Source organism: Umezawaea sp. (assembly GCF_057122925.1).
Map to the genome: position 1 here is coordinate 44,463 of NZ_DBNGPQ010000186.1, position 20,704 is coordinate 65,166.

At 71.4% G+C, this 20,704-nt stretch carries 22 protein-coding genes; 12 read left to right on the top strand and 10 right to left on the bottom strand.

The window, feature by feature from the left end; translation table 11 throughout:
• Positions 1-52: 52 nt before the first annotated feature.
• The gene (locus tag AC156L_RS41250) at positions 53-805 is read right to left on the bottom strand and encodes a hypothetical protein (RefSeq protein ID WP_330881891.1); all 753 of its coding nucleotides are present in this window, start codon (positions 803-805) and stop codon (positions 53-55) included.
• A 287-nt stretch (positions 806-1,092) separates the two neighbouring features.
• On the opposite strand from AC156L_RS41250, the gene AC156L_RS41255 reads away from it, so the two are divergent.
• Genes AC156L_RS41255 through AC156L_RS41275 form a run of 5 tightly spaced genes read left to right on the top strand, consistent with a single transcriptional unit; the run spans position 1,093 to position 5,138 of the window.
• On the top strand, positions 1,093-2,220 hold the full coding sequence (locus AC156L_RS41255; protein ID WP_330881893.1) for an acyl-CoA dehydrogenase family protein: 1,128 nt from the start codon (positions 1,093-1,095) through the stop codon (positions 2,218-2,220).
• Complete coding sequence (locus AC156L_RS41260; RefSeq protein WP_330881895.1) at positions 2,220-3,239, top strand: s-methyl-5-thioribose-1-phosphate isomerase; 1,020 nt, start codon at positions 2,220-2,222, stop codon at positions 3,237-3,239. The genes AC156L_RS41255 and AC156L_RS41260 overlap by 1 nt, the downstream gene beginning before the upstream one ends.
• Entirely contained in the window at positions 3,236-3,922 is a 687-nt protein-coding gene (gene mtnC, locus AC156L_RS41265) for an acireductone synthase (protein ID WP_330881897.1), read from the top strand. The genes AC156L_RS41260 and mtnC overlap by 4 nt, the downstream gene beginning before the upstream one ends.
• Positions 3,919-4,521, top strand: coding sequence for a methylthioribulose 1-phosphate dehydratase (mtnB, locus tag AC156L_RS41270; protein ID WP_330881899.1), 603 nt, complete (start codon positions 3,919-3,921; stop codon positions 4,519-4,521). The genes mtnC and mtnB overlap by 4 nt, the downstream gene beginning before the upstream one ends.
• Entirely contained in the window at positions 4,518-5,138 is a 621-nt protein-coding gene (locus AC156L_RS41275; protein ID WP_330881900.1) for a 1,2-dihydroxy-3-keto-5-methylthiopentene dioxygenase, read from the top strand. Before mtnB ends, AC156L_RS41275 begins: the two co-directional genes overlap by 4 nt.
• 170 nt (positions 5,139-5,308) lie before the next feature.
• Here the strand turns inward: AC156L_RS41275 and AC156L_RS41280 are convergent, their stop codons facing one another.
• The 7 genes from AC156L_RS41280 to AC156L_RS41310 all read right to left on the bottom strand — a co-directional run bounded on the left by AC156L_RS41280 (position 5,309) and on the right by AC156L_RS41310 (position 10,582).
• The gene (locus tag AC156L_RS41280; RefSeq protein ID WP_330881902.1) at positions 5,309-5,920 is read right to left on the bottom strand and encodes an HD domain-containing protein; all 612 of its coding nucleotides are present in this window, start codon (positions 5,918-5,920) and stop codon (positions 5,309-5,311) included.
• 1 nt (position 5,921) lies between these two features.
• Positions 5,922-7,202, bottom strand: coding sequence for a HAMP domain-containing sensor histidine kinase (locus tag AC156L_RS41285; RefSeq protein WP_330881904.1), 1,281 nt, complete (start codon positions 7,200-7,202; stop codon positions 5,922-5,924).
• Positions 7,199-7,885 (bottom strand): response regulator transcription factor, encoded by a 687-nt coding sequence (locus tag AC156L_RS41290; RefSeq protein WP_330881906.1) that lies wholly within the window; start codon positions 7,883-7,885, stop codon positions 7,199-7,201. The genes AC156L_RS41285 and AC156L_RS41290 overlap by 4 nt, the downstream gene beginning before the upstream one ends.
• Positions 7,886-7,899: 14 nt before the next feature.
• Positions 7,900-8,055, bottom strand: coding sequence for a hypothetical protein (locus tag AC156L_RS41295; RefSeq protein WP_330881908.1), 156 nt, complete (start codon positions 8,053-8,055; stop codon positions 7,900-7,902).
• Positions 8,052-8,456, bottom strand: coding sequence for a hypothetical protein (locus tag AC156L_RS41300; protein ID WP_330881910.1), 405 nt, complete (start codon positions 8,454-8,456; stop codon positions 8,052-8,054). The genes AC156L_RS41295 and AC156L_RS41300 overlap by 4 nt, the downstream gene beginning before the upstream one ends.
• Positions 8,457-8,521: 65 nt before the next feature.
• Positions 8,522-9,643 carry a hypothetical protein gene (locus AC156L_RS41305; RefSeq protein WP_330881912.1) on the bottom strand — a complete coding sequence of 374 codons (1,122 nt, stop codon included), beginning with the start codon at positions 9,641-9,643 and terminating at the stop codon, positions 8,522-8,524.
• A gap of 141 nt (positions 9,644-9,784) precedes the next feature.
• Positions 9,785-10,582 carry a FadR/GntR family transcriptional regulator gene (locus AC156L_RS41310; RefSeq protein WP_330881914.1) on the bottom strand — a complete coding sequence of 266 codons (798 nt, stop codon included), beginning with the start codon at positions 10,580-10,582 and terminating at the stop codon, positions 9,785-9,787.
• Between the two features lie 488 nt (positions 10,583-11,070).
• On the opposite strand from AC156L_RS41310, the gene AC156L_RS41315 reads away from it, so the two are divergent.
• Positions 11,071-12,288: an aKG-HExxH-type peptide beta-hydroxylase gene (locus tag AC156L_RS41315; RefSeq protein ID WP_330881919.1), complete on the top strand. Its 1,218-nt coding sequence runs from the start codon at positions 11,071-11,073 to the stop codon at positions 12,286-12,288.
• On the top strand, positions 12,285-12,488 hold the full coding sequence (locus AC156L_RS41320; protein WP_330881921.1) for a hypothetical protein: 204 nt from the start codon (positions 12,285-12,287) through the stop codon (positions 12,486-12,488). The genes AC156L_RS41315 and AC156L_RS41320 overlap by 4 nt, the downstream gene beginning before the upstream one ends.
• Before the next feature lie 52 nt (positions 12,489-12,540).
• Here the strand turns inward: AC156L_RS41320 and AC156L_RS41325 are convergent, their stop codons facing one another.
• Both AC156L_RS41325 and AC156L_RS41330 read right to left on the bottom strand, forming a co-directional pair.
• Complete coding sequence (locus tag AC156L_RS41325) at positions 12,541-13,389, bottom strand: aminoglycoside phosphotransferase family protein (RefSeq protein ID WP_330881923.1); 849 nt, start codon at positions 13,387-13,389, stop codon at positions 12,541-12,543.
• Positions 13,382-13,831 carry a MarR family winged helix-turn-helix transcriptional regulator gene (locus tag AC156L_RS41330; RefSeq protein WP_330881925.1) on the bottom strand — a complete coding sequence of 150 codons (450 nt, stop codon included), beginning with the start codon at positions 13,829-13,831 and terminating at the stop codon, positions 13,382-13,384. Before AC156L_RS41330 ends, AC156L_RS41325 begins: the two co-directional genes overlap by 8 nt.
• 128 nt (positions 13,832-13,959) lie before the next feature.
• Here AC156L_RS41330 and AC156L_RS41335 point away from each other — a divergent pair, with 128 nt between their 5' ends.
• From AC156L_RS41335 to AC156L_RS41355, 5 genes are all read left to right on the top strand, one after another.
• Positions 13,960-14,679 carry an alpha/beta fold hydrolase gene (locus AC156L_RS41335; protein WP_330881927.1) on the top strand — a complete coding sequence of 240 codons (720 nt, stop codon included), beginning with the start codon at positions 13,960-13,962 and terminating at the stop codon, positions 14,677-14,679.
• A 774-nt stretch (positions 14,680-15,453) separates the two neighbouring features.
• On the top strand, positions 15,454-17,241 hold the full coding sequence (gene ctaD, locus AC156L_RS41340; RefSeq protein ID WP_484407821.1) for an aa3-type cytochrome oxidase subunit I: 1,788 nt from the start codon (positions 15,454-15,456) through the stop codon (positions 17,239-17,241).
• Between the two features lie 81 nt (positions 17,242-17,322).
• On the top strand, positions 17,323-18,543 hold the full coding sequence (gene serB, locus AC156L_RS41345) for a phosphoserine phosphatase SerB (RefSeq protein ID WP_330878433.1): 1,221 nt from the start codon (positions 17,323-17,325) through the stop codon (positions 18,541-18,543).
• Complete coding sequence (locus tag AC156L_RS41350; RefSeq protein WP_414719999.1) at positions 18,540-19,277, top strand: peptidyl-tRNA hydrolase; 738 nt, start codon at positions 18,540-18,542, stop codon at positions 19,275-19,277. The genes serB and AC156L_RS41350 overlap by 4 nt, the downstream gene beginning before the upstream one ends.
• 9 nt (positions 19,278-19,286) lie before the next feature.
• Positions 19,287-20,693 carry a phospholipase D-like domain-containing protein gene (locus AC156L_RS41355; RefSeq protein ID WP_330878432.1) on the top strand — a complete coding sequence of 469 codons (1,407 nt, stop codon included), beginning with the start codon at positions 19,287-19,289 and terminating at the stop codon, positions 20,691-20,693.
• Positions 20,694-20,704 lie beyond the last annotated feature (11 nt).

Here is a 20,704-nt window from a genome sequence, read left to right on the forward strand (position 1 = left end):
TCACCTTGCTGTCGCCCGGTGTCCGAGGGGTGTTAGCCCAGCCGCGAACCGCTCACCCGAACAGCCCAGGATCCACGCGCACGGCGACGATCGGTCGCTCCAGTGTGGTGCGCGACGCGGAACTGTTGACGCTCCAGCGGTACCGGCTGAACCCGCCGGTGGCGTCGGAGGCGTAGAACATCATGTGCCCGTAGCCCGCGCCGGTGCGCTGCGTGGTCCCGTCGACGATCCGGCTGTCCGGGAACCTCGGGTAGTCCCCCAGGCCGAACACGCCGTGCGGCTCCGACGTGCAGTCCACGACCTCGACCGCGTACTGCGTCTCGCCCGCGAACGCGCTCCGCCCGTCGTAGACCTCCTTGACCTCCCGCACCATCACGATGTGCCCCGTGTTGGTGCCCTGGTCCTGCCGGAAGTCGATCGCGACCAGGTCGCCGGGCTTCAGGTCCGCGACCTCCTCGACGACGGAGAAGTGCGGCACCCGACCGCTCGCGAACGCGGTCAGGTAGCCCCGCGCGTACGGGCTGCGCGACCCGAAGTGCTTCGCGAAGAACCACCGCGTGGCCCACTTCGGGTAGGCCCGCCGCAGCACGGCCGTGATGAACGACGCGCACTGGCTCTGGTTGGTCCAGCTCTCGGGAACCCCCGGCCTGCCCCACCGGACCACGTTCCGCTGGGACGGGTCCTTGTAGACGTTCCGGTCGGCGGGGAGGTTGTCGATCAACCGCTCCGCGACGACCAGGTGCGCGGGCCGCCCGTCGGCGGACCGGTCCGCGGCACCGTGGAGAGCCGCCCGAGTGCTTCTCATGGTGGACCACGATAGGTGCGGGTGACGGCGCGCCCGGCGTCCGGGGGCAGGGCACCGCTGCTCCGCGGAGACCGCCGGGAGGGCCGCGACGACCGATCGAAGGGCTCTGACCAGCCGGGGAGCGCCCGGTGCCGCGACGGCCACCGCGTGTCGAGGTGTCCGCGCCCGCCCGCCAGACCGAAACGGTGTTCATGTGGCGAGACGCTCATCCACGCACCGTGACCGGCCATTAGGCTCGACCGTGCGGCCGGCGGACCGGGCGCGACGCGGAGCCTGGAGGCAGTTGCATGACGTTCACCGAGGGGCGGCAGAAGTGGCTGACCGTCGCCGAGGAGTTGGCGACGGCGTTGCGCGTCGACGCCGCCGAGCGCGATCGACTCGGCGGGTCCCCGGTGCGGGAGCTGGAGCTGCTCAAGCAGTCCGGCCTCCTGACGATCCCGGACTGGACGACCCAGCAGGCCGTCACCAGGGTGGTCGGCGCGGCGGACGCGAACATCGGGCACCTGCTCGGCTACCACTACCTCCAGATCTGGCGCAGCGGGCTGTTCGACACGCCCTTCGAGACCGGTGACAACCTGTTCTGGGCCGGTGTCAGCAACCCGCTCGACGCGGCGCTCCAGCTCACGCCGGTGGACGGCGGCTACGCCGTGGACGGGCGCAAGACGTTCGCCACCGGCGCCGCGCTGGCCGACCGGCTGGTCGTCAGCGCCACCCGCACGGACGACGGCGAGAAGCTGACGTTCCTGCTCGACGGCGGCGCGCCCGGCCTGTCGTTCGCGGGCGACTGGAACAACATGGGGCAGCGCCTCACCGCCAGCGGCGGCGTCGTCTTCGAGAAGGTGTTCGTGCCCGCCGCGAACGTGCTCGGCGTGCAACCCGACGGCGGCGGTTCGCCGCGCCTGTCGCTGGCCGCGCTGGGCTTCCAGCTCGTGCTGGCCCAGCTCCACGTCGCCATCGCCGAGGGCGCCCTGGCCGAGGCCGCCCGCTACACGCGGTCGACCACGCGGCCGTGGTTCCTCAGCGGCGTCGACAGCGCCACGGACGACCCGTACGTCCTCGCCACCTACGGCGAGCTGGTCGCGCAGGTCGAGGCGGCGGGCCTGCTCGCCGACCACGCGTCCGAGGCGCTGCTGGCCGCGTCCGACGCGGGCCCGGAGCTGACCGCCGACCAGCGCGGCGCGACGGCCGCCGCGATCTCGTCGGCCAAGGTCTTCTCGACGAGGGTCGTCAACGACACCACGTCCAAGGTGTTCGAGCTGTGCGGAGCCCGCGCGACGGCCTCCGGCTACGGCTTCGACCGGTTCTGGCGCAACTCCCGCACCCTGACCCTGCACGACCCGGTCAGCTACAAGGCGCGCGAGGTGGGGGAGTACTTCCTGACCGGCGGACGGGCACCGTTCACCGGGTACACCTGATGGAGCCGGTGCTCGCGAACAGCGTCCGGCTGGAGGCCGACGGCGTGCACGTCCTCGACCGCCGCGACTTCCCGTTCGAGCGGACGTGGGTGCGCTGCACCACGGTCGAGGCCGTCGCCAGGTCCATCGAGGACATGGTCACGCAGTCGTCCGGCCCGTACTTCGCGGTGCTGTGGGGCCTGGTCCTCGCGGCCCGCGAAGCGGCACCGCTGAACGCCGCCGACGCCCGCGCCCACCTCGGCCGCGCGGCCGAACGGCTGGAGAACACCCGCCGCACCAACAACCACCTGCGCAAGGCGGTCGCGGCCGTGCTGACGGCCGTGGACGCGGCGGGTCCGTGCACGGGCGCGGACCTCGAAGCCGCCGCGCTGGCGGGCGCGCGGGCAGGGGACGAGCGCTACCGCTCCCGCAGCCGCGCGCTGGGCACCGCCACCGCCGCACTGCTGCCCGACGACGCCTGCGTGCTCACCCACTGCTGGGCCGACCTCTACCTGACGGAGACCGTCTCCGCGGCCCAGCGCGATGGCAAGCGCTTGCGGTTCATCTGCACCGAGACCCGCCCGTACCTCCAGGGCGCCCGCCTCACGGCCGAAACCCTGGCCGAGATGGGCGTCGACACCACCGTCATCACCGACGGCACGGGCGCGGCCGTCCTCAGCTCCGGCGAGGTCGACGCGCTGGTCACGGCCGGCGACCGCGTCACCATGGACGGCCACGTCGTCAACAAGATCGGCACCCTGGGCCTGGCCGTGGCGGCGAGCGCGTTCGACGTCCCGTTCCACGCGCTGGTCCAGGCCCCCGACCGCCTGGCCCCCACGGCGTCCGACGTCCCCATCGAGTACCGCGACGGCGACGAGGTCCTGACCGCGCGGGGCACCCGCACCGCCAGCCACCGGGTGCGCGGCCACTACCCGGCGTTCGACATCACGCCGCCGAGGTTCGTCACGTCGATCGTCACCGACCGCGGCGTCTACGCCCCGGACCGCCTGGCCGACTACTACCGAGGAGAACAGCAGTGAGCACCCCCACGTGGGTAGTCCTGGACATCGAGGGCACCCTCAGCTCGACCGACCAGGTCCTCGTGGTCCTCTACGACTACGCCCGGCCCCGACTCGGCCCGTGGATCGACGAGCACCCCGACGACCCCGCCGTGGTCGAGGCGGTCGCCCAGATCCGCGAGCTGGCGGACCTGCCCGCGGACGCCACCACGGCCGACCTCGTCGCCGTGCTGCACGACTGGATGACCCGCGACCAGAAGATCGGCCCGCTGAAGACGTTGCAGGGCCTGATCTGGCAGCGCGGCTACGCCGAGGGCGACCTCGTGGCGGAGTTCTTCCCCGACGTCGTCCCCGCCCTCAGGGCCTGGCACGCGAGCGGTTCCCGGCTGGCCGTCTTCTCGTCCGGTTCGGTCGCGGGCCAGGTGGCGTTCTTCGCGCACACCACCGACGGCGACCTGACCCCGTTGCTGGAGCACCACTTCGACACCGTCAACGCGGGCCCGAAGCGCGAGGAGCAGTCCTACAAGACCATCGCCGCCGCCCTCGGCGCCGCACCCGACGACATCGTCTTCTACTCCGACGTCCCCGCCGAGCTCCACGCCGCCGCGGCGGCGGGCTGGGGGACCGTCGGCGTGGCCAGGATCGGTGAACCGTACGGCGAAGCCGACTTCACCCCGCACAGGACGGTCCGCGCGCTCCCGTGAACCTGGACGAAGCAGGTCGGGCCCTGGCCGCCGAGTGCGCCCGCTACACCGCCATGGGCTGGATGCGCGGCACCTCCGGCAACCTCTCGGTGGTGCTCGACCGCGACCCCCTCAGCCTGGCCGTCACGGTCAGCGGCAAGGACAAGGGCGAACTGACCGAGGACGACGTCGTGGTGATCGACGCCAACGGCGACACCACCGACCCGGTCAAGACCCCCTCGGCGGAAGCGGGCCTGCACGGCCGCATCGCCGCCGTCTCCGGCGCGGGCGCGGTGGTCCACGTCCACGCCGTGGCACCGGTCGTGGCGGGGGAGCACTGGCCGGACGGCGTTCCCCTGCGCGACCTGGAGATGCTCAAGGGCTTCGGCAGGGCCGCCCACGACGACGACGTCCTCATCCCCGTCGTGCCCAACTCGCAGGACATGCGCGTGCTGGGCGACGCCTTCGAAGCCTGCTACCGCGAGGACACGCCGGCCTTGATCGTGGCCCGGCACGGGGTGTACGTCTGGGGGGACGACCTGCACCAGGCCAGGCACCGGGCGGAATGCCTCGACTGGCTGCTCCGCTTCACCGTCGAAACGAGGAGGGCAACCCCATGACCCTGCTGACAGTCTGGCCCGACTCGGACCCGACAACGGTCCTCACCAGGACCAGCACCCCCGGCGACATCGCCGTGGAGCTGAAGCGGTTGGGCGTCCGCTACGAGAACTGGCCGGTAGCGGAAGGCCTACCGCCAACGCCGACGTCGGAAGAGGTGCTGGCCGCCTACCGCCCGCACGTGGACCGGGTGGTGGAGACCGAGGGCTACATCCTCGTGGACGCCATGCACATGACCCCCTCGACCGACCCGGAGTGGCAGGAGAACGCGGCCGAGGCCCGCAAGAAGTTCCTGGCGGAACACACCCACGACGACGACGAGGACCGCTTCTTCGCCAGAGGAGCAGGAGTCTTCTACCTCCACGTGGAGAACAAGGTCTACGGCATCCTCTGCGAAGCGGGAGACCTGCTCAGCGTCCCGAAGAACACCACCCACTGGTTCGACATGGGCACCACCCCGGACTACATCTCGATCCGCTTCTTCCACGACGACGACGGCTGGGTGGGCAACTTCACCGGCAGCAAGATCGCAGACGACTTCCCGACCTTCGACACCTTGATGGAGGGACACAGGTCCTCCCACCGGCCATCCACGACGGAACCGGCAGCCACGACCTGAGAAGCGCGGCCGATTTCACTCGGGGGGTTCGACCCTTGGCCTGTGTCGGGCAAAGGCTTCCCACCCGCCCTTTCCAGCCCGCCAAAGGGTCGGATCGAGGGGTCCCCGAGTCAAATCGGCCACACCGCGCCGGAACCGGCACGCTCACCCGTCCGCTGGAACAGGCACGCTCACCCTCCGAGCGAAGCCAACTCCCGAACCATGTTCCGCCGCGCGCCCGAACTCCAACGCTCCCGCGCCACCTCGGTGATGTACAAGGGCTCCCGCCCCACCAGCGACGCCAGCACAGCCGCCCGCCCCACCCGCCAGGCCTCCTCGGGCACGTGCGAGTACTCCAGCCGCACAGCAGCCCGGTACCGCTCATAACCAGCCGGATCAGAGCCCAGCACGGCCAGGTCGGCGTCGAGCAGCACCGCGGCGAGACGGTCCCCCGGCACGACCTCGTGCGTCAGCGTGGCCAACACCAACCCCTCCACCCGAGCCACGTCCGGGCCGGCGACTCCGGCAGCCGCCAACTGGTCCCGCACCCACTCCGCGGACCGCCGCTCGTCATCCCCCGGCTTCCCGTCGTACACCACGTCGTGGGCCAGCGCGGCCAACGTCACCACGGCGACCTCCCGAGCGGAACACCCGACGCACAGACCCACCGCGTCCCGCACGACCTGCCGCACGTGGTCGGCGTTGTGGTACGCCCGGTGCGGCTCCGTGTACCTCTCCCACAGGTCGGTCGGCCGGGGCACCCCACCCAGCACCCGAACGGCGTCGTCCCACAGCGCTTCCACGTCACACCCCACCGGGCAACGTCATCGTGAAGCAGGCCCCACCCTCGGGAGCGGGCCCGGCCGAGATCGTCCCACCCAACCGCGTGACCAACCCGTGCACCAGCGCCAACCCCACCCCCGTCCCCACCGGCCGCGTGGTCGAGTACTTGGCGTGCAACGCCCCCCGGTCGAACGCGATGGCGTAGTCCTCTTCGGACAGCCCCGGCCCACCGTCCCGCACCTGCACCACCGACCCGAGCGACAGCACCACCACCCGCCCGGCGGGCGTCACCCGGACCGCGTTCTCCAGCAACCCGTCCATCACCTGCCGCACCCGCCGGGCGTCGGTCGGCACCACCACCGGCGCGTCGGGCACCTCGAGGCTGAACAGCACCCCCTTGGCCGCGCACCGCGCGCGCCACACGTCGGCGGCGGCCCGCACGACCGGCACCAGGTCGACGGGCGTGACGTCCAACCGGAAGTCGTCCGCCCCCAGCCGGGCCAGGTCCAGCAGGTCCGACACCAGCCGGTCCAACCGCCGCGACTCCTCCTGGATGGTCCGCCCGACGGCGACCACGTCGGGCCCGGTCACCACCCCGTCGGCCAGCGACTCGGAGAACCCGATCACCGCCGTCAACGGCGTCCGCAGCTCGTGCGACACCGACAGCAGGAACTCCCGCTGCCGCGACTCGCTCCGCTGCAACGCGTCCGCCAACCCGTTGACCGCCCCGGCCACCTCGGCGACCTCCGTGGGCCCGTGCTCGGGCGCCCGCAGGTCCCGCCGCCCGGAACTCATCGCCAACGCCACCCCGGCGGTGCGGCGCAGCGGTCGCGACAGCAGGTTCCCCAGCACCAGTCCGGCCACCCCGGCGATCAGCAGGCCCAACCCCAGCGCCAGCGCGATGTTGCGCACCAGCTTCCGCGTGGTGGACGTCCCGTAGTCCGCCTCCTGCACCAGGGCGAACCGGTCGCGCACCTCCACGATCCACCCGCCGGTGACCCCGCTCGTCCGCCCCGCGTCCCGCACCGCCCGCACGGCGGTCGCGTCCCCGCGCAGCACGCCGTTGGCCCCGATCCGCACCACGGAGATCTTCTGCCCCTGCAACACGGCCACGACCCGCCCGCGCGGCGTCTCCCCGATCTGGTCGGCCACGGTGTCCGCCTGGTTCGCCAACGCCGTCCGGCTCACCTCACGGGCCGTGTTGACCACCAGCCGCACGGACACCAGCCCGGCGACGACCACCGCGATCCCGGCGACCGCGAGGCACAGCGCGGTGATCCGGAACGCCAGGCTGGACCTCACGGGGCCTCCACCGAGTAGCCGACGCCCCGCACGGTGCGGATCGGGCTGTGCGCGCCGAGCTTCGCGCGCAGCTGGGCGACGTGCACGTCCACGGTGCGGGTGCCCGCCACCGCCGCGTACCCCCACACCGCGCTGAGCAGCTGCTCCCGCTCGAACACCCGGCCGGGGTGCTTCATCAGGTGCGCGAGCAGCTCGAACTCGGTCGACGTCAGCGGGACCTCGTCCCCGCCCGCCCACACCCGCCGCCGCTCGGCGTCCAGCCTCACGGCACCGACGACGTGCTCGGGCGCGCTCGCGTGCGCACCGCGGCGGAGCACGGTGCGCACGCGAGCGGCCAGTTCACGCGGGCTGAACGGCTTGGTGACGTAGTCGTCCGCCCCCATCTCCAGGCCCAGGACGCGGTCCACCTCGTCGTCGCGCGCCGTCACGAACAGCACCGGCGTCCAGTCGCCCGCGGCCCGCATCGTCCGGCACACCTCGACCCCGTCGATGCCGGGCAGGCCGACGTCCAGCAGCACCGCGACCGGCTTCAACCGGCGCAGCGCCGCCAGCGCCGCCCGCCCGTCGGACTCGACGTGCACGCCGAACCCGTCCCGGCGCAGGTAGAGCGAGATCAGGTCGGAGATGGCGCGCTCATCCTCGACCACCAGCACGAGGCCGCGGGCAGACTGGTCCGGTTGCACGGTGGGCCATGCTGTCACGGTTCGTCGAGGTCGGCCTCGACGCCGTTCAGCGTCGACTCGATGCTGCTCAGCTCCGCGTCCGGGTTGCCGGTCGACGGGCTGGCCTCGTCCTGGCAGCCCGCGAGCCCCACCGCGGCCACGAGGGCGACGACGAGGGCCAGCGCTCTCACTTCGTGCCGCCGGGGTAGGCGCAGTGCTCGGTCTGGAACGCGTCGATCCGCTTCTGCGCGTCGGCCAGCTTCGTCACCCGCTCGCCCCGCACCTCCTTGCGCGCGTCGAACAGCTTGGCCTTCGACTCCTTGCCCGCGTCCCGAGCCGCCTTCGCCTGGGCCTCCAGCCACTTCGTCGAGCCGCGCGTGGAGGCGTCGCCGTTGATCCGGTCGGTGGCGGCCTTGATCCGCGCCTCGATCTTCGGCACGCGCTCCTCGCAGCGCTTCTTCACCTGCTCGGCGCTGATCGTCATGGGCGCGGGGCCCGTCGGGGTCTCGTCGGCGCCCGCCGTGCCGGACAGCGCGAGCCCCAGTGCCGCGGAGGTGCCCGCGACGGCGATGATTCGAGTCCAGGTCGTCATGGGGACGACCCTGCCGGGCTCGGGTGAGCGGATCGTGCGGCGAGTGTTCGGGTTCTGCAAGGACGTCAGGGCACCTGGTCCCGCCAGAGCAGCGCCACCCCGTGACCGGGCAGCAGCCACGACCGCACGTCCAGGTCGCCCAGCTCGTCCGCCCGCAGCCACCGCGCCGACGACGTGTTGGACCGGAACGTGAACGGCACGATCCGGAACTCCCTGGTGGGAGCGCTGTCGACGGCCAGCTCCTTCGCGTTCATGGTGATCCGCTCGACGTAGCAGGGGTACGGCGACTGCCAGTAGCAGTACCCGTCGTCGATGCGCTGCCTCGTCGTCGACCGCACGGTCAACCGCTCGATGGCGTGCACCACGTGGTCGTCGTCGGCGATCCCGCTCAGGTCGCACCGGAAGATCCGCAGGTCGCTCAGGTGGCTGCGCGGGTTCTGCCGGGGGAGCGGGCCCATCGCCTCGCGGAAGAACGTCAGGTAGTCGGCCCACTGGCCGAAGCTCACGTCGTGGAGGCTGATCCGGCTCGACTCGGCGACCCGGTGCTGGCCCTCGCCGTCGACGTAGTCGATGCCGATCCGCACCGAGTGGGCCATGTCCTCGGTCGAGTCCTGGAACAGCGCGGTGTCCGGGATGAACCACAGCTCGAACAGCGGCAGCCGGGACCCGTTGATGATCGAGTCCCGGAGCAGGGCGTTGCTGGTGGCGAAGATGACGAACTGGTCCACGGCGACGTTCTTGCGGAAGCTGTAGCTCACCGTCGACGTCAGGTGGTAGGTCTCGTGGTCGACGGCCCGCAGCTCGTAGTCCACCGTCGTGCGGGTGCTGATCGTCAGGTCGCCGCCGAGCGGGCGCAGGCCCTCACCGCCGAGCACGCCGGTGAGCACGTCGTCGTTCGCGTCGTTCTCGCCGTAGATGGACGACAGGAACGTCCGCATCACCTGTTGCGGCAGCAGGGTTTCCACGATGCCCGGCCCGGCGATCCTGGCGATCTCCGACAGCAGCCTGCGGTGCAGGTACACCTCGTAGACGGTCATCAGGAACGCGGCGATGACGAGCAGCGGCCAGAGTTCGAACAGCAGGCGGTGCACGACGAGCTGCCAGTCGTCGTCGGCGGGACGCCAGAGCAGCACGACGGCCAGGTCGACGGCGGCGAACGCCGCCAGCCCCAGGGCAGCGAGGAGCACGCTTCGCCTGCCGCGCGGACGAAGGGCGCCCTGACCTGCCCGATCGTCCGTCACGCCGTCAGGTACCCCTCTCACCGCCCTGCACTCCCATGGTGGGAGCGGGACCGGCGATCCACCAGGTCCGTTCGGCTGATCTGCCCCCTACGGCTCCTTGATCCACTCAGGTTCGTCGTCGCCGTCACCGGCGTAGGTGCTCAGCGTGGCGCCCGTCTCCGGGCTCAGGTCGAGGTACAGCCCGAGCAGGTGCGTCGTCATGGCCGCCCGCGCGCCCGCCTGGTCGCCCCTGCGGAGGAACCAGACGATCTGGTTGTGGTCGTTGACGGACCGGTTGTGCACCTCGCGGGTCGCGTGGCCGTGCCACCGGAAGTCCCGAAGCTGCGGCTCCAACGCCTGGTAGGACTGCTCGAACAGCACGTTGTGGCTCGCGCGGACGATCGCGCCGTGGAACGCCTCGTCCGTCCGCAGCAGCTCGTGCTTGTCCGTGTGCGGCGCCTCCTGGTGCTTGGCGCTCAGCTTCGCGATCTCGTCCAGCTCACCCGGCTCGGCCCGCATCGCGGCCATGCTCGCCGCCGTCGTCTCCAGCGCGATCCGCATCTCCAGCAGGTCCGTCGGCCGGTAGCGGTGCGTGCCGAGACCGCCGAGCGGCTCCTCGGCCGGGGAGGTGTCGGTCGACCGCACGTACCAGCCAAGACCGCGCTTGACCTCGACGAACCCCTGGATCTGAAGGCGCTGCAACGCGGTCCGCAGCGAACTGCGCGCGACACCCATCCGGTTCGCCAGCTCGGGCTCGGTCGGCAGCCGGTCGCCGACGGCGAACTCGCCGCCCGCGATCTGGGCGCTCAGCTTGTCGGCGATCACGTCCGGGAGCGGGCGGCGTGAATCCGCGGAGAGCGCCCACTCGTCGCTCTTCGCCGCGGGCTCGCCCGGCTCGGCGCTCATCGTCGACGACCTCTCTGCGTGGCGAAAAGCATTCTCAACAGCGTAGGGCAGTCCGACAACCGAGGCAAGTTGTCTGGCAGCAAGATGTAGGTTGACAGACAACCGACATGGCAGGAGGATTCAGGTGGGACAACCCGGCACCCCGGTTGCCCCGGCCGCCCACCCACCGGAGGTCGTCATGCCCGCGACAAGCGCAGTAGGAATCGCCGTAGTGGCCGCCATCGCCGTGATGGCCATCGGCTGGAGGACGTTGCTCACCATGTTCGTGCTGGCGGTGGTCGCCTTCACGATCGTCGGCCTGGTCAACGTGGTGAACATCTTCTCGGCCTGACCACCCGCGCGGCTTGGTGGGGCGAGTGCCCCGCCAAGCAGTCGGTTGTCAGACAAGCGGGGCGTTGTCTGGCGAGTACCCGGATGGAGTAGTGTGCGCGCACTGTCCGTCGGGGGCCGTGATATCGGAGTCGTCGTTGGCGCCGGACCTAGTTGCAGTGCACGCGGCCTTCGCGAGGCCCGATGAGATCGTCGCCGAGCGCCGCGCGCTCTACCGCCTCGCCGCCGAGCTGATCGGCGTCGCCGGTCCCGTCCCCGACGACGTGCTCGACAGCCCCCTGGTCCGCCACCGGCTCGGCGGTGCGCTCGCGGGCCAGGTCGACCTGGCCGGTCGGGACCTGGCCGTGGACCGGGCCGCGGTCGGCGACGTCGTGGACGCGGGGCTGCCCGTCGTCGCCGACCCGGTGGCGCGGGACGCGCTGGCCGACCTGCTGCGCATCATCGGACCGGTCGCGGGCCTGCGGCTGGTGACCTCGGCCGACGAGGGGTTCGACGACGTCCTGGCCGTCGTCGCCGACGGTGTCCGGCTCGTGCGCGAGGCCGGGGGAGCGCTCGCCGAGGACCTGCTGACCCACGTGGACCTCCTCGCCGTCGTGGACCCGGCGACGGCGGGCGGACTGGTGTCGGCCTCCTCCCGGTACTTCCCCGGTCTGGTCGTCGTCGCGCGCCCCGGCTCGGCGTTCGAGGTCGCCGAGGCGCTGATTCACGAGGGTGCGCACGAGAAGTTCTTCGACCTCGCGATAACTCGCCGTTTCTTCCACGTTAATTCCGATGAAGTGGAGGAGTTCACCCCATCGTGGTCGGGGGCGCGGTGGCCGTTCGAGCAGGTGTTCGCCGCGTGGCACGCCTACCTTTGTCTGGCCCAGTTCGAGCGGGGCTCGAACGGTCTGCCCGCCGGGCCGGACTCGCTGCTCCCCGTCGCCGAGAAGCGTGCCGCCGAGATCGGCGAATGGCTGCGGGAACACGCATTGCACCTGCTCCAGGATGCGCGGACCATGCTGGGTGACCTCCTGGAACGGCCTGTTCCGCAGGCATCTAGTATCCCGTCGAGGTCAATGCCCTCGTCCTATTCGTACGTGACGAATCCAGCAGTGCGTTCGAGCGGTTTGTTGCCGACCGGTCGCACCGTGGTCGGACGTACTGGTTCACCGCCCGAATTGTTCTGGTTGGAAAACGATTCAGCAGCAGTCCTCGACCTCCTGGTCCGCCAGACCGGTGGACCCCGGACCGGGGACGACCTCGTCGCAGCACGAGCGTTGTGGGACGTCGAGGAGAACCAGGTCCTGGAGCGGTTGACCACCGCGCTGGGAATGCTCGCCGACTACCAGCTGATCGACACAGCCCCCGCATCAGAGGAAGACACCAACAGCACATGAGCCCCAACGATCGTCGAGTGGTGCCGAACCACTCCCTCGGTGTGCCGCCGCAGCAGCCCGCGGTCGGCGTTCCCGCACCGCAGTTCCCCGCAGGTGTCGGGCACGTGGGGCAGCCGGTCAACCCGGTCGACTTCTTCCGCCGAATGCCCGGTGGCGGCACGGTCTACGTGAAGGCCGCCGCGCCCGAAGCGACGGACTGAGCCCCGCGGCTCGCGCGGTGACCGCGAACCCGGTGGGGTCGAGGTCACCGCGCTAGTGCGGCCGGTCCACCGGCGGCACCAGCGCCGCTTCGAGCTGCTCGTCGGCCGCGTCCCGGTACTCCGGGAAGCGGCGCTCCAGCACCGTCAGCCACCCGGCCGCGTGCAGTCTCCGCAGCCGCAGGGGGAAGGCGAGTCCACCGCGCGGCACCGGGTAGCCGCTCGCCGCCGCCATCCCGTCCAGCCTGCCCGTCAGGGCCAGGCACGCCAGGTCCCACGTCACGGGGCCGCGCCAGGTGTCCTCGAAGTCGTTCCAGACCGGCCCGTTCGCCGTCATCAGCAGGTTTCCGGGGTGGGCGTCGCCGTGCAGCGGCTGCACCTCGTCGGCGGGCCACCGCTCCACCAGCGCGTCGCGCACGGCCGTGAACGAGTCCAGCTGGTCCGCGGGGCGGGTCCACCCGGCTCGGGCGGCGTCGATGTCGGCCAGCGGGCCGCGGTCGGGCAGCGGGCCGGGGTAGGAGCGCAGCTCGGCGTGCAGGTCGGCCAGGCGGGGCGCGAAGTCGGTCGGCACCCACGTCGGGTCGTGCGCGACCCACTCGGCGAAGCTGACGACCATGCCGTCGTGGGTGAACGGCCCGGCGGGCACCTCGTCGGGCGGGCCGACGACCGGCACGCCCCGCCCCGCCAGGTAGGCCGTCACGTCCACCGCGCGCCGGAAGTGCTCGGCCACGTCCACCCGCGCCAGCGCCGTGCTGGTCGCGACCCGCGCCACGACCGGGGCCGGGCGCAGGTGGACCAGGAGGTTGCTGACGTCGCGCAGCACCACCGGGTCGGACGCGCGCAGCCCCAGCGAGCCCGCGACGGCCACCGCGGCGCGCACGCCGCGCCGGGTCAGCTCATCCACGGCCGGACACGTTGGCGGTCAACTGGCGCAGGGAGACCCGGAGCCGCTCGACCTCGGCCTCCGGCAGGCCGATCGCGGCGCCGATGGCGGGGGTGATGGAGCTGGTGGCCTCGCGCATCCTCGACCCCTCGGGCGTCAGGCCCACCTGGACCGAGCGCTCGTCGTCGATCCGGCGCTGCCTGGTGATCAGGCCCGCGGCCTCCAGGCGCTTGAGCAGCGGGGTCAACGTGCCGTAGTCGAGCTGGAGGGCGTCGCCGAGGTCCTTGACCGGCATGGACTCCCGCTCCCACAGCGCGACCATCACCAGGTACTGGGGGTAGGTGAGGCCCAGGTCCTGGAGCAGCGGTCGGTAGGCGGCGGTCAGCGCCCTCGACGCCGCGTAGAGCGCGAAGCACAGCAGGTCGTCGACGGCTGACGTGCGGTCTTCCGGAGTCGTGGTCATCGGTCATCCCTTCCAGGTCGCTCCACCCATGATGCCACGCACGCCAGTAGTATGCATACAAGTAACTTGCACACGAGTTAAACGTGCGCTAGCTTTGCGTCATCGGTCACGACCCGAAGGAGAACGAGATGAGCACCAACCCCACCGTCGTCCTGGTCCACGGCGCGTTCGCGGACGGTTCGAGCTGGGCCCCGGTCGTCGAGCGCCTCCGCGCCCAGGGCATCGAGTCCCTCGCGGTCGGCAACCCGCTCCGCGGCCTCACCCACGACGGCGACTACGTGGCGAGCGTCGTCAACCAGATCGACGGCCCGGTCGTGCTGGTGGGCCACTCCTACGGCGGCCCGGTCATCACGCACGCGGGCTCGAAGGCGGAGAACGTGAAGGGCCTGGTCTTCGTGGCCTCGTTCGGCATCGACGAGGGCGAGAGCGCGCTCGGCTCCGTCGCCGGGTTCCCCGAGGTCGAGCTGGGCACGTCGCTCGTGCCCCGGCAGTTCCCGACCGCCGACGGCACCGGCACCGAGTTCACGATCCGCCAGGACGCGTTCGCCAGCGTGTTCGCCGCCGACCTGCCCGCCGAGTTCACCGCCACGGCCGCCGTCAGCCAGCGCCCGGTGGCGCAGGACGCGCTCGGTGAGCCGCTGGGCGTCGAGCCCGCCTGGAAGACCCTGCCCTCGTGGTTCGCCGTGGCGACCGCCGACAACGCCATCCACCCGGACTCGCAGCGCGCCGCCGCGAAGCGCCTCGGCGCCACCACCGTCGAGGTCGACGGCGGGTCGCACGCCATCGCCGTGTCCCGCCCCGACGAGGTCGCCGGCCTGATCGTCGCCGCCGTGCGCGCGGTCGCGTAACCACGGCCCGGAAAGGGGGCCCGCCGACATCGGCGGGCCCCCTTCGGCGTGCTCGGACCTCGGTCAGGAGCTGGGTCACCCTGTCGATCTCCGCCCGCCGCGAACCGCCCGACCTCGTCGTCGGAGCCTGCCGCCGGCTGCCGGTCCGCGGTGCCGAGGGCTCCCCGGTGGTGCTCGACCGTCGCGGTCGGCCAGGCGCGGTCGAGGTCCGCGCCGGTAGGTGCCGTGGCGGGGCGGGCGGCTCCACAAAGCCGCGGCGCGCGCAACCGGGACAGGTCGGGAGCGCGCCACGCGGGTGGCCGCTCACGAGGGCTGCGGGTGACCGGCGCGGCTTCGGCGACCGTCGTCGCGAGGCGGACGCCGCCCCTGGTCAGGTGCGGCGCGAGCAGGCCGAGGGCCGTGACGGCCAGACCGGGGCACGGGTGCGGCCCGCCGTCGTGCTCCTCGTGGTCCGCGGGCGCCGGGTGGGGGTCCACGGCGGACGTCCCCGCGGTGGAAGCCGCGTGGACCGGGGCGGCGAGCCGGTCCGCGGAGAACACGCGGAACGGCGGCGCGGGCACCACCGGGCCCCGTGCGAGCACGGGGCGACCTCACCCGCCGAGCGGGTGTGACCTGGGCTACGTGCGCGCGAGGTGGTCATCACCCCATCACGCCGTCCCCGGTAGCGCGGTCTACGATCCGGTGAGCCACTGGGCGGTCCTCGCCGTTCGATGGCGCCCGAACGACGTTGGTCCCACCAAGGCCACCATGTAGGTGAACAGTGCAGGAGGCACCGTGACGGCCGTAGCCCCGCAGCCGATCGCTACGCGTCCTTTCCCGGCGCGCGAAGCGGTCAAGGGTTCGTTCCTGCTGCGGATGTTCCGCACCACGGACCACAAGCAGATCGGCATCCTTTACCTGGTCACGTCCTTCGCCTTCTTCATGGTGGGCGGCGCGATGGCCATGCTGATCCGCACCGAGCTGGCTCAGCCCGGAATGCAGTTCCTGTCCAGCGAGCAGTACAACCAGCTCTTCACGATGCACGGCACGGTGATGCTGCTGCTGTACGCGACCCCGATCGTGTTCGGCTTCGCGAACTTCATCCTGCCGCTCCAGATCGGGTCGCCCGACGTGGCGTTCCCCCGGCTCAACGCCTTCTCGTACTGGCTGTACCTCTTCGGCGGCCTGATCGTGATGTCGGGCTTCGTGACGCCCGGCGGCGCCGCCGACTTCGGCTGGTTCGCCTACACGCCGCTGAGCAACGCCATCCACTCGCCCGGCGTCGGCGCCGACCTGTGGATCACGGGTCTGGCCATCGGTGGTCTCGGCACGATCCTCGGTGCCGTGAACATGATCACCACGGTGGTCTGCCTCCGCGCGCCCGGCATGACGATGTTCCGGATGCCGATCTTCACCTGGAACATCCTGGTGACGAGCATCCTCGTGCTGCTGGCCTTCCCGATCCTGACCGCGGCCCTCTTCGGCCTGCTGGCGGACCGGCACCTCGGCGCGCACGTGTTCGACCCGGCCAACGGCGGCGTGATCCTCTGGCAGCACCTCTTCTGGTTCTTCGGTCACCCGGAGGTCTACATCGTCGCCTTGCCGTTCTTCGGCATCGTGTCGGAGGTGTTCCCGGTGTTCAGCCGGAAACCGATCTTCGGCTACAACGGCCTGGTCTACGCGACGCTGGGCATCGCGGCGCTGTCCGTGGCCGTGTGGGCGCACCACATGTACGCCACCGGCGCCGTGCTGCTGCCGTTCTTCGCGTTCATGACGTTCCTCATCGCGGTCCCGACCGGCGTGAAGTTCTTCAACTGGATCGGCACGATGTGGAAGGGGCAGTTGACCTTCGAGACCCCGATGCTGTTCAGCATCGGCTTCATCGTGACGTTCCTCTTCGGTGGTCTGTCCGGCGTCCTGCTGGCCGCCCCGGCGATCGACTTCCACGTCTCGGACACGTACTTCGTGGTGGCGCACTTCCACTACGTGCTCTACGGCACGATCGTGTTCGCCACGTTCGCGGGCATCTACTTCTGGTTCCCGAAGATCACCGGCCGGATGCTCGACGAGCCGCTGGGCAAGCTGCACTTCTGGACCACGTTCCTCGGCTTCCACGCGACGTTCCTCGTCCAGCACTGGCTGGGCAACGAGGGCATGCCGCGCCGGTACGCCGACTACCTGGCCAGCGACGGCTTCACCACGCTGAACACGATCTCCACGATCGGCGCGTACATCCTCGGAGCCTCGACGCTGCCGTTCATCTGGAACGTCTTCAAGAGCTACCGGTACGGCGAGGTCGTGACGGTGGACGACCCGTGGGGCTTCGGCAACTCGCTGGAGTGGGCCACGTCGTGCCCGCCGCCGCGGCACAACTTCACCGAGCTGCCCCGGATCCGCTCCGAGCGCCCGGCGTTCGAGCTGCACTACCCGCACATGATCGAGCGCATCCACAACGAGGCGCACGTGACGTTCACCGGCAAGACCATCCCGCACGAGGAGGCCACCCCGGCCCTCTCCGAGATGGCCACGCACGTCGTGGAATCCGGTACGGCTTCCGGCGCTGCCGAACCCGACCACAAGTAACCTGAGCGCAGGTTCAACGTTGAGCCCCGACAGCCGCCATGGCTGTCGGGGCTCTTCGCATTCCGGAGGAGTTCAGTGAACATGGCCAAGGCCACGCCAGTGCTGATCACGGTCACCGGACCGGACAAACCGGGGGTGTCGTCGGTGCTGTTCGCGGTGCTGACGCGCCACGGCGTCGACGTGCTCGACGTCGAGCAGGTCGTCATCCGAGGTCGGCTGGTGCTGGGGGTGCTCGTCGAGGCCGACCACGACCCCGAGGGTCTCCAGGAGGCCGTCGAGCAGGCGATGGCGACGGTGTCCATGCACGTGGAGATCGAGCTGGGCGCGGACTCGAAGCGGACCGCGCGGCTGGAGTCCAGCCACGTGCTGATCGTGCTCGGCCGCCCGGTGACCGCGCGGGCGTTCACCGAGGTCGCGCGCAGGCTCGCGTCGCTCGGTGTGAACATCGACGCGATCCGCGGCGTGGCCGACTACCCGGTGACGGGTCTCGAACTGCGGGTCTCGGTCGCCGAGGACACCGAGGACAGCGACGCGCAGCTGCGTTCGGCGCTGGCCGACGTGTCCGTGCGGGTCGGCCTGGACGTGGCCGTGGAACGCGCGGGCCTGGCCCGGCGGGCGAAGCGGCTGGTCGTGTTCGACGTCGACTCCACGCTCATCCAGGGCGAGGTCATCGAGATGCTGGCCGCGCACGTCGGGTGCGAGGACAAGGTCCGCGACATCACCGAGGCCGCCATGCGCGGCGAACTGGACTTCACCGAGTCGCTGCGCCGCCGCGTCGCCCTGCTGGAGGGGCTGCCGGAGGAGGTGCTGGACGAGGTCGGCGCGAACCTGGAGCTGACGGCGGGCGCCCGCACCACCATCCGCACGCTCAAGCGGCTCGGCTTCCGCTGCGGCGTCGTGTCCGGCGGTTTCACCAGGGTCATCCGGGGCCTGGTCGAGGAGCTGTCGCTGGACTTCTGCGCGGCCAACGAGCTGGAGGTCGTCGATGGCGAGCTGACCGGTCGCGTGGTCGGCGACGTGGTCGACCGGGCGGGCAAGGCCGTGGCGCTGCGCCGGTTCGCCGCCGAGGCGGGCGTGCCGCTGGCGCAGTGCGTCGCGGTCGGCGACGGCGCCAACGACATCGACATGCTCGGCACCGCCGGTCTCGGGGTGGCGTTCAACGCCAAGCCCGCGCTGCGCGAGGTCGCCGACACCGCCCTGTCCCACCCGTTCCTGGACGCCGTGCTGTTCGTGCTCGGCGTGACCAGGGGCGAGGTCGAGGCCGCCGACGCGGCCGACGGCCTGGAGCTGGTCCGGCCGTGAACGAGGTGCTGGACCTGCTCGTCGGCCGCGGCTACTCGACGGACGAGGAAGACCCCGCGCTGGTGCGCGCGATGCCCGTGGTGCTGCGCATCGAACGGGCCGAGCCGCCGACCAGGACCGCGGTACTGGAGGCCGCCGCCGCGGCGGCCATCGCCGTCTGCCTCGACCCCCGCGCCGAACCGGACGGGGAGTGGCACGACGAGGTCGTGAGCTGGGTGCGCGGTCGCATCCGCAAGGTGTCGCGCCGGGCCCGCGGCGCGCACTGGGAGGCCGTCCAGGCGCTCCCCGGCGTGACGATCTCGGTGAACGGGGCCGAGGCGCGGGCGCTGGTGCCCGGCCTGGTCGTGGAGGCGCCGAAGGAGCTGACCCGGTTGCAGATCTCCGGCAGCGAACTGCCGGAGGACGAGCCGGGTCCGGTGCCGGAGGACGTGCCGGTGCTGTGGCTGAACCCGAAGGTGCCGATGACGGCGGGCAAGGCCGCGGCGCAGGTCGGCCACGGCACGATGCTGCTCGCGCCGACGCTGTCGGAGGAGCGGCTGAAGTCGTGGGCGGCGAACGACTTCCGCACCGCCGTGCGCACGCCGTCGGTCGAGAGGTGGCGGGCGCTGCTGGACGCGGGCGCGGTGGCCGTGCGGGACGCGGGGTTCACCGAGGTCGAGCCGGGCACCACGACGGTCGTCGCCGAGTGGCCGGAGGAGCGACCGGATGTTTGGGAAGCGTCCGAATTGGGGTAAAGACGGCCTGTGGGCCTATTCGACACGCTGGACGACCGCCTGGGAGACCGACTGGAGAGCGTGCTGTGCGCTCACCACGATCGGCGTCTGACGAAGCTCGGCTGGGGCGAGGTGCTCGGTGACGGCGTGACGGGGTGGTTCTCACCCCGTTCGCCGGTCCGCCACGGCAACCGGATCCGGGTGCTCGTCGACGGATCGGAAGCCCTCCCGATGATCGCTTCGGCGATCGAGGGGGCCCGGTCGCACGTCCACATCGCCTCGTGGTGCGCGGAACCCGACTTCCGGTTGAGCCGCGAACCGGGCGAGCCGACGTTCGGCGAACTGCTCACCACCGTGGCCGACCGGGTTCCGGTGCGGCTGCTGCTGTGGGCCGGTCCGCCGGTGCCGATGTTCGAGCCGACCCGCAAGCGCGTGCTGCGCAACCAGAAGCGCTTCACGGAGAACAGCGCGGTCCAGTGCGTGCTCGACGCCCGCGAGCGGACGATGCACTGCCACCACGAGAAGATCGTGGTCGTGGACGACGAGGTCGCGTTCGTGGGCGGCATCGACTTCACCGCGCTGGAGGGCGACCGCCACGACAGCCACGAGCACCCGGCCGAACGCCCCATCTGCTGGCACGACCTCAGCTCGCGGATCGAGGGGCCCGCGGTGGCGGACGTGGCCGAGCACTTCCGCAGCCGCTGGACCGAGGTGGCGGGCCAACCGCTGCCGAAGCCCGCGGTCCCCGCTCCCGTCGGAACGTCGTCGGTGCAGGTGACGCGCACGGTGCCGGAGCGCAACTACGACTTCTCCCCGCGCGGCGAGTTCACCATCCTCGACTCCTACCTGCGCGCCCTGCGCAGCTCGGAGCACCTGGTGTACCTGGAGAACCAGTTCCTCTGGTCACCGGAGATCGCCGAGGTCCTGATCGACAAGCTGAAGAACCCGCCGAACGACGACTACCGCGTGGTGCTGGTCCTGCCGCGCAAGCCCAGCAACGGGTCCGACACCACCAGGGGGCAGCTCGGGCGGCTCCTGGACGCCGACGACGGCGGGCGCAGGCTCGTCGCGTCGACCATCCACACGCACGACGGTCAGCACAGCGCGCAGGTGTACGTGCACGCCAAGCTGGGGATCGTCGACGACCGCTGGCTCACCGTCGGTTCGGCCAACCTCAACGAGCACTCGCTGTTCAACGACACCGAGGTCAACGTCGTCACCGACGACCCGGCGGTCGCGCGGGAGACCAGGCTGAGGCTCTGGTCGGAGCACCTGCAACGTCCGGTGAACGAGATCGACGGCAACCCGGCCGAGGTGGTCGACCGGATCTGGCGGCCCACGATGGAGGGTGACGGCAGGCTGACCGAGCTGCCCGGTGTCTCCCGGCGGGCCGAGCGGTTGCAGGGGCCGCTGCGCGGCCTGCTCGTGGACGGTTAGCCGACGCTCCT

Excerpts from the sequence above, each read along its gene's own strand:
- AC156L_RS41300 (WP_330881910.1), bottom strand. The coding sequence starts at position 8,456 with ATGACGACCTGGACTCGAATCATCGCCGTCGCGGGCACCTCCGCGGCA.
- serB (WP_330878433.1), top strand. The coding sequence starts at position 17,323 with ATGGCCAAGGCCACGCCAGTGCTGATCACGGTCACCGGACCGGACAAA.
- AC156L_RS41330 (WP_330881925.1), bottom strand. The coding sequence starts at position 13,831 with ATGACCACGACTCCGGAAGACCGCACGTCAGCCGTCGACGACCTGCTG.
- AC156L_RS41275 (WP_330881900.1), top strand. The coding sequence starts at position 4,518 with ATGACCCTGCTGACAGTCTGGCCCGACTCGGACCCGACAACGGTCCTC.
- AC156L_RS41320 (WP_330881921.1), top strand. The coding sequence starts at position 12,285 with ATGAGCCCCAACGATCGTCGAGTGGTGCCGAACCACTCCCTCGGTGTG.
- AC156L_RS41310 (WP_330881914.1), bottom strand. The coding sequence starts at position 10,582 with ATGAGCGCCGAGCCGGGCGAGCCCGCGGCGAAGAGCGACGAGTGGGCG.
- AC156L_RS41335 (WP_330881927.1), top strand. The coding sequence starts at position 13,960 with ATGAGCACCAACCCCACCGTCGTCCTGGTCCACGGCGCGTTCGCGGAC.
- AC156L_RS41260 (WP_330881895.1), top strand. The coding sequence starts at position 2,220 with ATGGAGCCGGTGCTCGCGAACAGCGTCCGGCTGGAGGCCGACGGCGTG.
- AC156L_RS41255 (WP_330881893.1), top strand. The coding sequence starts at position 1,093 with ATGACGTTCACCGAGGGGCGGCAGAAGTGGCTGACCGTCGCCGAGGAG.
- AC156L_RS41250 (WP_330881891.1), bottom strand. The coding sequence starts at position 805 with ATGAGAAGCACTCGGGCGGCTCTCCACGGTGCCGCGGACCGGTCCGCC.